Raw genomic sequence first — 13,141 nt, 5'->3', positions numbered from 1 at the left:
GTGCTTTTCAAACAAGGAAGAAAAATGCAGCTGCCTTCGCCACTGATTTCTATCGCTGAATCTGCCGTACAAAACGCCCAAGACGCAGGTTATTTTCCCCTTTGGCCCGATGAGGTTGCGCAGCAATTTCGTTATGTGGCGGGCTTAAGCCAGTTTATAACTGAAGCCATTCATCGCGATGAAGTCCTAGCCCGTGAGTTGCCAAGTATGTTAGCGCAGCCAAGTCGTCAGGAGTCTTACCGCTCACGCCTTGCTGAACTGTTGGAACAATGTCCTGATGAGATGTCTGGTCATCGCGTATTGCGTCAGTTTCGCAATCGAGAAATGGTGTACATTGCGTGGAAGGATTTCACGCATGCATGGTCTCTAGAGACGTCTTTAAGCCACTTATCTGAGTTGGCAGAAGCGATGATTTTTGAAACCTATCAATGGCAATATCAAGTGTGTTGTCAGGAGTGGGGCACGCCAACAAGTGAGGACGGTGAAGTGCAGCCGATGTTAATTATCGGCATGGGGAAACTGGGTGGTGGCGAGCTAAACTTTTCTTCCGATATTGATCTAATTTTCACGTATCCAGAGAATGGCGAAACCCAAGGCGCACGCCGCAGCATTGCCAATGCCCAGTTCTTTACTCGTCTTGGTCAACGCATCATCAAAGCGCTCGACCAACAAACCTTCGATGGTTTTTGCTACCGCGTCGACATGCGACTTCGCCCATTTGGAGAAAGTGGCCCCTTGGTAATGAGCTATGCCGCACTTGAAGATTATTACCAAGAGCAGGGGCGAGATTGGGAACGTTACGCGATGATCAAAGCTCGGGTGATGGGATGTGAGATGTACCCGCAGTATCAAGAGCTACGCCAAATGCTGCGCCCTTTTGTTTTTCGTCGTTATATTGATTTCAGTGCGATTCAATCTTTGCGTCGAATGAAGTCGATGATCAGTAGCGAGGTTCGCCGCCGAGGGTTGAATAACAACATTAAGCTAGGTGCGGGTGGCATTCGAGAAATTGAATTTATCGCTCAAGTTTTTCAATTGATTCGAGGTGGTCGAGAACCTTCTTTACGTAATCGAGGGCTGTTGGAAACGCTGCAAGGCATTGAAGAACTGGCATTGCTTACTCCACAAGAAGTCAGCGATCTAGAAGCCGCATACAAGTACTTGCGTCAATTAGAAAACTTGTTGCAAGCAATGGCGGATAAGCAAACCCAGACGCTGCCTGATTGCGAAACCGAACGCTTAAAGCTCGCCACCGCGATGAAAATGAGCTGTTGGGAGCAATTGATTGAGCAAACCCAGCAGCATATGGCAAATGTTCACCAAGTTTTTGAATCACTAATTGGTGATGATGAAGAAGACGAGGGGACTACCGTTGCTCGTCATTTTCATGAGCTATGGGATATGGCCGACAAACAAGATGTTCTTGAGCATATCTTGCAGCAGGATATTCAGATTGAAGACTTTGCTTCATGCGCGAAAACCATCATCAACTTTAAAACCGATCTGGCCAAAAAAACGTTAGGCCCACGTGGACGCGAAGTGCTCAATCGTTTGATGCCGAAAGTGTTTGATGCGGTCTTTGCCCATCCTGATGCACAGTTTGGTTTATCTCGTGTACTTCACTTGCTACACAACATCTGCACTCGCACGACTTACTTGGAATTATTGGATGAGCATCCAGCGGCTCTGGTGCAGCTCGTACGTTTGTGTACCGCAAGCCCAATGATTTCAGAGCAGCTGTCTCGTTATCCTATCTTGCTTGATGAGTTGATCGACCCTGCGCAGCTGTACAATCCCATTCCATTAGACAGTTACCGTACAGAGCTACGTGATTATTTGGCGCGTATTCCTGAAGATGATATGGAACAGCAAATGGAAGCGTTGCGTCAGTTTAAGCAAATTTGTATTTTGCGTATTGCAGCGGCAGATATTGCTGGCGCATTGCCAGTGATGAAAGTGAGTGACCATTTAACTTATTTAGCGGAAGCTATCGTTGATGCGGTGATCAGTCAGGCTTGGTTGCAAGTGTCTGAAAAGTACGGCGAGCCAACGCATGTGAAAGATCGTGAAGGTAAAGGCTTTGCTGTAATTGGCTATGGTAAAGTCGGAGGGTGGGAGCTCGGCTATAACTCCGATTTGGATATTGTCTTCATGCATGACTGCCCCGTCAATGTCTACACTGACGGCAAGAAAGAGATTGATGGTCGTCAGTTCTACCTTCGTTTAGCACAGCGTATCATTCATATTTTCTCCACTCGCACCGCTTCCGGTATTTTATACGAGGTCGATACCCGATTGCGTCCGTCCGGTGCATCGGGTTTGTTGGTTAGCCCAACGGACGCGTTCGACGACTATCAACATCAAGACGCGTGGACATGGGAGCATCAAGCACTTGTCCGCGCGCGCATGATTTATGGTGATGAACCACTGGCGAACGCATTTCACAATACGCGGCATGATGTGTTGTGCAAAGCACGCGATCAAGCTGAACTGAAAAAAGACGTTGTCGAAATGAGAGAAAAAATGCGCGGTCATCTTGGGGGGAAAAAGCCAGGCCGCTTTATGCTCAAGCAAGATGTGGGTGGGATTACCGATATCGAATTTCTCGCTCAGTACCTAGTGCTCAACTATAGTCACGATAAGCCGAAATTGACGCGTTGGTGTGATAATGTGCGCATCTTTGAAACGCTCATTGCGCAAAATGTCATGGACGAAGACCAAGCAATGCAGTTGATACGTGCCTACACGACAATGCGCAACGAAATACACCGCCGAAATCTACTCAATTTAGACGCTGATGTGGTGGAAGATAAGTTTGTTGCCGAAAGGGAGTGGGTAAAACAGGCTTGGAATCAGTGGTTCAGTTAAGACCATATATTTAGCCTCGATAAGGGCTGTGATAAACTCACTTCGATTTAATTTTTGGAGACCAACAATGAAACCAATTCTACCTGATTACAACAGCGCTGGTGTGCTCATCATCGGTGATGTCATGCTAGATCGTTACTGGTATGGCCCAACCGGGCGCATTTCTCCTGAAGCGCCGGTTCCTGTTGTAAAAGTAGAAAACAATGAAGAGCGTCCTGGTGGTGCTGCGAACGTTGCGATGAACATCGCATCACTAGGTGGCCATGCTCACATTGTTGGTCTTACTGGGGAAGATGAGCCTGCAAAAGTGCTGACGGAGACGCTGAGCTCACTCAATGTGAAGTGCGATTTCGTTGCACTGCCTGATTACCCAACGATTACGAAGCTTCGCGTAATGAGCCGTGGACAACAGCTTATTCGTCTCGACTTCGAAGACAAGTTTGAAAACACAGATTCTGCACCTGTGTTATCACGTATGGATGTCGCACTGCCAAACGTTAAAGCCGTGATTATGTCTGACTACGCAAAAGGCTCGTTAGAGCATGTTCAGGCATACATTCAAAAAGCGCGCGCAGCAAATATTCCGGTTTTCATTGACCCGAAAGGTGCGGATTTTGAACGCTACCGTGGCGCAACACTTCTTACGCCAAACATGAAAGAGTTCGAAGACGTTGTAGGTAAAGTGAAATCTGACCAAGAGCTAGTAGAGAAAGCACTGGCTTTGGTTGAAGAGTTTGAATTTGAAGCGCTTTTAGTGACACGCAGCGAAAACGGAATGACCTTGATTCGTCGTGGTCAGGAACCGTTCCACCTTCCAACTCAAGCGAAAGAAGTGTACGACGTGACAGGTGCGGGCGACACGGTTATCTCTGTATTGGCAGCGTCTGTTGCCGCAGGCAAATCATTTGAAGAAGCGTGTGCATTAGCAAACGCAGCGGCAGGTGTTGTGGTTGGTAAACTAGGCACGTCAACGCTTTCTGAGATTGAATTAGCAGAAGCGGTACATGGCAGCCAAGACACGGATTACGGTGTGATTTCAGAAAAAGCACTGATCGAAGCGGTGAAAAAAGCACGAGCTCGTGGCGAGAAAGTCGTTATGACAAATGGCTGCTTTGATATTCTGCACGCTGGGCATGTGTCTTACTTAAACCATGCTGCTGAACTGGGCGATCGCCTAATCGTTGCGGTAAATACCGATGAGTCAGTAAAACGCCTTAAAGGCCCTGGTCGTCCGGTAAACCCAACCGATCGCCGCATGGCGGTGTTGGCAGGTTTGGGCGCTGTGGATTGGGTTGTACCATTTAGTGAAGATACGCCGCAGCGTTTGATCTCAGAAGTTCTACCAAGCTTGCTAGTAAAAGGCGGTGACTACAAACCAGAAGAGATTGCTGGTGGTAAAGAAGTCATTGCGGCGGGTGGTGAAGTTCGTGTATTGAACTTTGAAGATGGCTGCTCGACCAGTGAAATCATTAATGCAATCAAAGGCGGTAAGGGCTAAGCCTGCTGTTTGTTAGCATTGAAATGCTATTTGCTCATAAAGGTCGCTAAGTGCGGCCTTTTTGATACTTGATGCTCAGAGACACTTATAGGCTCTGAACTATAAGTAATAAAAAACGCCAGCTGATAACTCAACTGGCGTTTTTTATTTATTAAGGCCTGAAGTATTCAGTTCGCGGTTATTTTGCCGCTTTCAAACCTGCATCAACATCCAAGATGTCTTGTTCGCTTAGCGTACCAACGGCTTGGCGTAGCTGAAGAACACTTAAAATGTAGTCGTAACGAGCGTTCGATAGGTTTTTGTTCGCATCGTATAGACGACGAGTCGCGTCCAGTACATCAACGATAGTACGAGTACCTACATCAAAGCCAGCTTCTGTTGCTTCTAGTGCAGAGCGTGCAGAAATAACCGCTTGCTCATACGCACGTAATGCGCCGATAGAGGCGTTAATGTTGTTGTTTTGTGCGCGAACATCTTTTACTACGCTACGGTACTGTGCTTCAAGATCTTCGCTTGCTGCCACGTACGCGTATTCAGCCTGTTTGGTTTGAGAGGTTACGTTACCACCTGTGTATAGCGGTACTGCAAGGTTCACACCAATATTGAAGTTGTCTGTCGTGTTATCACGAGAGCTATGAGAAGTATCACCGTAGTTGTAACCACCATCTAGAGAGAGCGTTGGTAGGTGGCCAGAGCTTGCTAGTGAAATATTGTCACGCGCAATGTCTTGAAGAATACGTGAAGATAGCAAGGTCAGGTTTTTGGTTTTTGCTTCATCAATGAGCGATTCAGCTGGTACGGTCGATGGGCTAGCAGTGAAGCGGCCAGTGTCCAAAATGTTGAGATCTTTGTGCTCTTGGCCTGTAATTTCACGCAGTGACTCGTAGCTATTAGTGAGCGCGTTTTCTGCCAACACTTCGTCCGCTAGCACTTGGTCGTACTGAGCTTGTGCGTCATGCACGTCAGTGATTGCAGACAAACCTACTTCAAAACGCTGTTTAGTTTGCTCAAGTTGACGGCCAACCGCGGCTTTTTCTGCACGTACGAAAACAAGATTATCTTGTGCGCGTAGAACTTCAAAATACGCTTGTGACACGCGAAGAATCAGTGCCTGTTGCGTCGCAGCGTAAGTTGCGTCTGCTTGGCGAGCACTTTTCTCAGCAGTATCTAGAGAGATCCAAGATGCGCGGTTGTAAAGTGCTTGTGAAAAGCTAACGCCAGCGGTTAGTGCGTTGCCATCGTTTGATACGTCGCTAATTAGATTTGAATCGTATTCAGTATCACCACGAGTTAAATTGTAACCCGCAGTAAGGTTAATTTGTGGTAATAGAGCACTACGGCTTGAGGTGATTGCTTCGAAAGCTTGGTCACGTTGTGCTGCTACACTGAGCAATTGTGGATCATTTTGTTTTGCCAAGTCGTAGATTTCAGCCAAAGAGTCTGCGAACGCAGACGTACTCATGCTACCTAGCGCTGCACTGATAAATAGTGGAAGCAATTTTTTCATTTTCTATTCCCGCGGTCCATAGATTGGTTAATTCTCAGTAGTTTAACTCAATTTGCACGATATTTACTCTAAAGTTTGCACTTTTTTACACGTAATTATCCACTTGTGCAATAAATTTTTAGCAAAGACTTAAATTAATTTGTAACTATTATACAAAAAGTTGAGCCAAGTCCTTTGAGCAAGCGAATAACAATGAGTAAACTACAGGATTCACTCAGAGAGGTGTTGAATGCAACAGCGTGACAAACAACAACAAGATTTTACTTCGCGAGATGTAAAAGTCATCTCGAAAGAAACCTTATTTGAAGGTTTTTTCAAAATGGTGAAATACCGCTTTCAGCATAGGCTATTTGCTGGTGGTTGGAGTGGAGTTGTCGAACGAGAAATGTTCGAGCGTGGTCACGCAGCAGCGATGCTTCCTTATGATCCAAAGACGGACCAGGTCGTAATCATTGAACAGATTCGTATTGGCGCGTTGGAACATGAACACCCTTGGCAGCTAGAAATTGTCGCCGGTATGATTGACCGCGATGAATCTGCTGAAGCCGTAATTCGTCGAGAGGCTGTCGAAGAAGCGGGGATTCAGGTGGGGCGCGTTATACCTGTCACTTCTTATTATCCTTCGGCTGGTGGTTGCTCGGAAAAGCTAGACGTCTTTGTTGGTGAAGTGGATGCGTCTAAAGCGCACGGCATTCATGGTTTAGACTATGAGAATGAAGATATCCGAGTTCATGTCATGAGTCGTGAAACGGCGTATCAATGGGTGAAGGACGGAAAATTTGAAAATGGTGCGTCGATTATTGCGTTGCAATGGCTGCAATTACACCATCAAGAGTTAAAGTCAGAATGGGGACTATCCCAAACGGTGGAGAGTGAGTAATGGCACAATTGGCTGAAAAACAGAGATATCATGTTGATTTAGCTGGTCTTATGAGAACGTATGAGACCAACTACGCTAAATTGAATGCCTTATTGCCTGCTTCTGCTGAAGTTGGGGATGTACGTTGCTACCAAGCGGCGAACATGGTTTACCAATTGACCGTGAATGAAATCACAAAATACACCACAGTTGTTGAGATATGTCAGAGTGATGAAACGCCAGTGTTTCCTTTACCGACGATGTCTGTCAGGCTTTATCATGATGCGAGAGTAGCCGAAGTATGCTCAAGCGGAGAGTTCTCTCGCATAAAAGCTAAGTATGATTATCCCAATGACCAACTGATGCAGAAAGATGAAAAGCATCAATTAAACACATTCCTCGGTGAATGGCTGACGTTTTGTTTACGAAGTGGTATCAGTAGAACACCACTTGCCTTCAATTGATCGTCACTTCACTAAAGGAAAATAACAAATAACGATATAGTGGACGAATCAGGTTTTCATTTTGCAATCATCTAGTGACAGCATCAAACTTTTACAAATTACGGATACTCATCTGTTTGCTGCCGATGAGGGAAGTTTGCTAAGCGTAAAAACAGTCGATAGCTTTAATGCTGTTGTTGCTGATGTTTTACGCCGCAACGTGGCGTTTGATTACATCTTGGCGACAGGCGATATTTCCCAAGACCATAGTGCAGAATCTTATCAGCGCTTTGCCAACGGCATTGAACCGCTAGAGAAAGACTGCTTTTGGCTACCTGGTAATCATGATTACAAGCCTAATATGGGCAGTGTTTTGCCTTCGCCACAAATCAAAGCCGCAGAGCATGTGTTGCTTGGCGAGCATTGGCAGTTAATTCTTTTAGACTCGCAAGTTGTTGGCGTTCCTCATGGGCGCTTGAGTGATCAGCAATTAACGCTACTCGAAGAAAAGCTAGCCGAACACCCAGAAAGACACACACTTGTTTTGTTGCATCATCACCCGTTACTGGTCGGAAGCGCGTGGCTTGATCAACATACTTTAAAAGATGCCGAAGCGTTTTGGCAGGTTGTCGAGCGTTTTGATAACGTGAAAGGCATTCTCTGTGGTCATGTTCATCAAGATATGAATGTGCTTTACAAGGGCATTCGAGTGATGGCAACACCCTCAACTTGTGTTCAGTTTAAGCCTAACTCGGATGATTTTGCCCTTGATACCACTTCGCCTGGTTGGCGGGAGCTGCAACTACACGCTTGTGGCGATATTACGACCCAAGTAGGTCGGCTTCCTGATGGCCAGTTCCAACCAGACTTCTCTTCTAACGGCTACTAACGCGCCCGAGCTCTCTGTTCGGGCTCGCTTTTTTGTGCGAGATATCTATGAGTAAACCTTCACTTCTTCTCTATATCCATGGCTTTAATAGCTCTCCACTCTCCATGAAAGCGAATGTGATGAGAGCCTACTGCGAGCAACATAGGTCTGATATCAAGGTGATTGTTCCCCAGTTACCTTGTTATCCTCAGCAAGCGGCGAAAATGTTGTTGGATATTATCGAGCAATATAAAGATGACTATAAAATTGGTCTAGTGGGCAGCTCATTAGGCGGTTTTATGTCAACGTGGCTAAATGACAAGTTTGGGTTTAAAGCGGTAGTGGTTAACCCCGCAGTCAAGCCTTATGAGTTGCTAGTAGATTATTTGGGTAAGCAAACTAACCCATATACGCATGAAACCTATACACTTGAAGCTTGTCATATTGACGAGTTAAAAGCTCTTGATGTACAAAGCATCGCGTCGCCACATTCTTTTTGGTTATTGCAACAAACAGAAGATGAGGTTTTAGACTATCGACAAGCGGTAGATAAGTTTGCAGACGCTAAGCAAACAGTAGAACAAGGCGGTGATCACAGTTTTGTAGGCTTTGAGCGTTATCCTGCACAGATTATCGAATTTCTAGAACTGTAATTCGAAAGCGATTGGAAAAGGCTCATAGTTTTTATTGATATATCCAACCGTTTCTTGACATGGGCGGTATGCTTTCCGACTATGTTTTGCCAAAAGATCTTAAGGGTCGAGGACCCTGGCTACTTTGTTATGCATCATGTTTACAAACTCTTAGTGATGTGAACAGGGTGGCTTTTTCGTTTCCTGAGTATGGGTACGCCCATTGGTGATACTCAGGCAACAAGTAAACTTTGAGAATAATTCCGTATTATGACTGAACAATATAATGCTGGTGCCATTGAAGTACTGAATGGCTTAGAGCCAGTACGTCGCCGACCAGGGATGTATACGGATACAGCGCGCCCAAACCATTTGGGCCAAGAAGTTATCGACAACAGTGTCGATGAAGCGCTAGCCGGACATGCCTCAAAAGTACAAGTCATCCTACATGCTGACCAATCACTCGAAGTGATCGATGATGGTCGAGGCATGCCTGTTGATATCCACCCAGAAGAGAAAGTATCAGGCGTAGAGCTAATTCTATGTAAGCTACATGCGGGTGGTAAGTTCTCTAACAAAAACTACCAATTCTCTGGTGGTTTGCACGGGGTAGGTATATCTGTAGTAAACGCGTTGTCAAAACGCGTTGAAGTAACAGTTCGTCGTGATGGTCAAGTGTATGAAATTGCATTTGAACACGGCGAGAAAGTGTCTGATCTGACCGTAACTGGCACATGTGGTCGTCGCAATCGCGGTACCAGCGTACATTTCTGGCCTGATGCGAAGTACTTCGATTCGGCTAACTTCTCTGTGACGCGATTAGTCAACAACCTGCGCGCAAAAGCGGTTTTGTGTCCGGGCTTAGAAATCACATTAACCGACAAAGTTAATGACAAAGACTATAAGTGGTACTACGAAGATGGTTTGAAAGACTATCTTGCGGAAGGTGTAAAAGGCTATCCAGTTATTCCTGAAGAACCATTTACTGGTGAGTTCTTGGCGGATACTGAAGCGGCAAACTGGGCGGTAATTTGGCAGCCAGAAGGCGGTGAGATGATCACCGAAAGCTACGTTAACCTGATCCCAACCGCTCAAGGTGGTACGCACGTTAATGGTTTACGCCAAGGCTTGTTGGAAGCGATGCGCGAATTCTGTGAGTTCCGTAATCTATTACCTCGTGGTGTGAAGCTAACGGGTGATGACGTTTTCGACCGCTGTTCTTACGTGCTGTCGGTTAAAATTCAAGATCCACAATTTGCAGGCCAGACTAAGGAACGTCTCTCTTCTCGTCAAACCGCGGCATTTGTCTCTGGCGTTGTAAAAGATGCGTTCAGTCTTTGGTTGAACGAAAAGCCTCAGCTCGCAGAGCAATTGGCAGAAGTCTGTATCGCTAACGCGCACCGTCGTATGCGAGCGGCGAAAAAAGTCGTACGTAAGAAAGTGGCATCCGGCCCGGCATTGCCAGGCAAGTTGACCGACTGTTCTGCACAGGACTTAAGTCGCACGGAAATCTTCTTTGTGGAGGGTGACTCTGCGGGTGGCTCGGCAAAACAGGCTCGTGACCGTGAATTCCAAGCCGTGATGCCACTGCGTGGTAAGATCTTGAACACGTGGGAAGTCTCTGCCGATCAAGTTCTTGCGTCTCAAGAAGTACACGATATCTCTGTTGCTTTGGGTATTGACCCAGATAGCGACAACCTCGAGAGTCTTCGTTACGGTAAGATCTGTATCCTTGCCGATGCGGACTCGGATGGTCTTCACATCGCAACGCTGCTTTGTGCTCTATTTACTCGTCACTTCCGCGCACTAGTGGAAGCGGGTCATATCTATGTGGCGATGCCGCCTCTGTATCGAATCGACTGCGGGAAAGAAGTGTTCTACGCCCTCGATGATGATGAAAAAGATGGCATTTTAGAGCGCTTGTCGAAGAAGAAAGCCAAAATCAACGTGCAACGATTCAAAGGTCTGGGTGAGATGAACCCACTTCAGTTGCGTGAAACCACCATGGATCCGAACACGCGTCGCTTAGTGCAGTTAACCATTGACGACTCTACGGCGACCATGGAAATGATGGACATGCTGCTAGGTAAAAAGCGTGCAGATGACCGTCGTTCTTGGCTACAAAACAACGGCGACTTGGCAGAGGTGTAACGGATGTCTACAGAAATTACCTACGATGGCGTCGAACAATTGCCAATGCGCAAGTTCACTGAAGACGCTTATCTGAATTACTCGATGTACGTAATCATGGACCGCGCCTTGCCATACATTGGTGATGGCTTAAAGCCGGTTCAACGACGCATCATTTATGCGATGTCAGAGCTTGGTCTCTCTGCATCAGCAAAATACAAAAAATCTGCACGTACCGTTGGTGACGTGCTAGGTAAATACCATCCGCACGGTGATTCAGCGTGTTACGAAGCGATGGTATTGATGGCTCAGCCATTCTCTTACCGCTATCCATTAGTGGATGGTCAAGGTAACTGGGGTGCGCCAGATGATCCGAAATCATTTGCGGCAATGCGTTATACCGAAGCAAAACTGTCTAAGTTTGCTGAAGTATTGCTTGGCGAACTTGGCCAGGGCACGGTTGAATGGCAACCTAACTTTGATGGCACAATGAAAGAGCCACAAATGTTGCCAGCACGTCTGCCTCACATCCTGCTTAACGGTGTAACCGGCATTGCCGTTGGTATGGCAACAGACATCCCACCGCACAACGTTCGTGAAATCGCAGATGCGACTATTCATTTGATCGACAACCCGAAAGCAGAACTGCCGGACGTGATGCAGTATGTCAAAGGTCCGGATTACCCAACAGAAGCAGAAATCATCTCGCCGCAAGCGGATATCGAGAAGATTTACCGCAACGGTCGTGGCAGCATCAAAATGCGCGCGGTTTGGCATAAAGAAGGTTCTGATATTGTTATCACTTCTTTGCCTCACCAAGTATCGGGTGCCAAACTGCTTGAGCAAATCGCTAACCAGATGCGTGCGAAGAAGCTGCCAATGGTTGACGATCTTCGTGACGAATCGGATCACGAGAACCCAACGCGTATCGTTGTGGTGCCTAAGTCAAACCGCGTCGATTGTGACTTGTTGATGAACCACTTGTTCGCATCAACGGATCTTGAGCGCAGTTACCGCGTTAACTTGAACATGATTGGTTTGGATAACCGTCCTCAAGTTAAAGGTCTGGTGCAAATTCTGTCTGAGTGGATCGAGTTCCGTCGTACGACTGTGCGTCGTCGTCTACAACATCGCCTAGACAAAGTAATGGCTCGTCTACACATCTTGGAAGGTTTGTTGGTTGCTTACCTCAACCTAGATGAAGTGATTGAGATCATCCGTACTGAAGACGATCCAAAAGCGGTGCTGATGGAACGCTTTGGTATTACCGATATCCAAGCGGATGCAATTTTAGATACCAAACTTCGTCATCTAGCAAAACTAGAAGAGATGAAGATCCGTGGTGAGCAAGACGAGCTAGAGAAAGAGCGTGAGAAGCTAGAACAGCTACTCGGTTCTGAGCGTCGTCTGAACACACTACTGAAAAAAGAAATCAAAGCAGACGCAGAGAAATACGGTGATGACCGTCGCTCTCCAATGGTTGAGCGTGCAGAAGCAAAAGCGCTGACTGAACGTGACCTCGTACCAAGTGAGCCAATCACGGTTGTGCTTTCTGAGAAAGGTTGGATTCGTCACGCGAAAGGCCATGACGTGGATGCCGAAGGCTTAAACTATAAGTCGGGTGATAAGTATTTAGCGCATGCTCGAGGTAAGAGTAATCAGCCTGCGGTATTCCTAGGTAGTGACGGTCGAAGTTACTCTCTGGAATCGCACTCACTGCCTTCTGCTCGTAGTCAAGGTGAGCCGATTACCGGTCGCTTGAATATTACGGCTGGTAGCAGTATTCGCCAAGTCATCATGAGTGAAGAAGAGCAGCTGTGGCTGGTGGGCTCAGATGCAGGTTACGGCTTTGTATGTAAAGGCGCGGACTTGCTGTCTAAAAACCGCAGTGGTAAAGCGCTCGTCACTTTACCTGCCAACTCTGAGATCATGACGCCAAAAGAGATTGAAGATTTAGACTCTGATGAAATCTTAGCAATCACTAACCAAGGTCGCATGCTGCTGTTCCCAATCAAAGACTTGCCACAACTGGCGAAAGGTAAAGGGAATAAGATCATCAACATTCCTGCTGCTAAAGCAAAAGAGCGAGAAGAAGTACTATCTCACTTAATGTCTTTACCAAAAGGTGCATCGTTAACGCTGTACGCGGGTAAGCGAAAGTTGGGTCTTAAACCGTCTGATCTTGATAACTTCCGTGGCGAACGTGGTCGCCGAGGTGGGTTATTACCGAGAGGTTTGCAGCGAGTCACTCGCATTGAAGTTGAGCTAGATGATTCCGATACGACGGAAACACCGAGCGATAGCGAGTAACGCACAAATAAAAATCCCAGCCAATG

General features: G+C 46.6%; 9 protein-coding genes. 8 read left to right on the top strand and 1 reads right to left on the bottom strand.

The features are described 5' to 3' along the window. Positions 1–24 precede the first annotated feature (24 nt). Both glnE and hldE read left to right on the top strand, forming a co-directional pair. Positions 25–2,868: a bifunctional [glutamate--ammonia ligase]-adenylyl-L-tyrosine phosphorylase/[glutamate--ammonia-ligase] adenylyltransferase gene (glnE, locus tag R7F67_RS00665; protein WP_005379888.1), complete on the top strand. Its 2,844-nt coding sequence runs from the start codon at positions 25–27 to the stop codon at positions 2,866–2,868. A gap of 67 nt (positions 2,869–2,935) precedes the next feature. Then, positions 2,936–4,366: a bifunctional D-glycero-beta-D-manno-heptose-7-phosphate kinase/D-glycero-beta-D-manno-heptose 1-phosphate adenylyltransferase HldE gene (gene hldE / locus R7F67_RS00660; RefSeq protein ID WP_005379886.1), complete on the top strand. Its 1,431-nt coding sequence runs from the start codon at positions 2,936–2,938 to the stop codon at positions 4,364–4,366. Between the two features lie 178 nt (positions 4,367–4,544). On the opposite strand, the gene tolC is transcribed toward hldE, so the two are convergent. Continuing rightward, complete coding sequence (tolC, locus tag R7F67_RS00655) at positions 4,545–5,873, bottom strand: outer membrane channel protein TolC (protein ID WP_005379884.1); 1,329 nt, start codon at positions 5,871–5,873, stop codon at positions 4,545–4,547. A 229-nt stretch (positions 5,874–6,102) separates the two neighbouring features. On the opposite strand from tolC, the gene nudF reads away from it, so the two are divergent. The 6 genes from nudF to parC all read left to right on the top strand — a co-directional run bounded on the left by nudF (position 6,103) and on the right by parC (position 13,115). Continuing rightward, positions 6,103–6,753, top strand: coding sequence for an ADP-ribose diphosphatase (gene nudF, locus R7F67_RS00650; protein WP_005379881.1), 651 nt, complete (start codon positions 6,103–6,105; stop codon positions 6,751–6,753). Continuing rightward, positions 6,753–7,196: a DUF1249 family protein gene (locus tag R7F67_RS00645; RefSeq protein ID WP_005379879.1), complete on the top strand. Its 444-nt coding sequence runs from the start codon at positions 6,753–6,755 to the stop codon at positions 7,194–7,196. Before nudF ends, R7F67_RS00645 begins: the two co-directional genes overlap by 1 nt. Positions 7,197–7,257: 61 nt before the next feature. Further along, on the top strand, positions 7,258–8,064 hold the full coding sequence (gene cpdA, locus R7F67_RS00640; protein ID WP_005379877.1) for a 3',5'-cyclic-AMP phosphodiesterase: 807 nt from the start codon (positions 7,258–7,260) through the stop codon (positions 8,062–8,064). A gap of 47 nt (positions 8,065–8,111) precedes the next feature. After that, positions 8,112–8,696 (top strand): esterase YqiA, encoded by a 585-nt coding sequence (gene yqiA / locus R7F67_RS00635; RefSeq protein ID WP_005379875.1) that lies wholly within the window; start codon positions 8,112–8,114, stop codon positions 8,694–8,696. Positions 8,697–8,945: 249 nt separating this feature from the next. After that, positions 8,946–10,826 carry a DNA topoisomerase IV subunit B gene (gene parE, locus R7F67_RS00630; RefSeq protein WP_005379872.1) on the top strand — a complete coding sequence of 627 codons (1,881 nt, stop codon included), beginning with the start codon at positions 8,946–8,948 and terminating at the stop codon, positions 10,824–10,826. A 3-nt stretch (positions 10,827–10,829) separates the two neighbouring features. Then, complete coding sequence (gene parC / locus R7F67_RS00625) at positions 10,830–13,115, top strand: DNA topoisomerase IV subunit A (RefSeq protein WP_005379870.1); 2,286 nt, start codon at positions 10,830–10,832, stop codon at positions 13,113–13,115. Positions 13,116–13,141: the final 26 nt, after the last annotated feature.

This window comes from Vibrio sp. YT-17, from assembly GCF_033337375.1.
In the GTDB taxonomy this organism is placed as follows: Bacteria; Pseudomonadota; Gammaproteobacteria; order Enterobacterales; family Vibrionaceae; genus Vibrio; species Vibrio alginolyticus.
The sequence above is the reverse complement of the archived record's forward strand: the minus strand, read 5'-3'. Positions and strand labels throughout refer to the sequence as shown.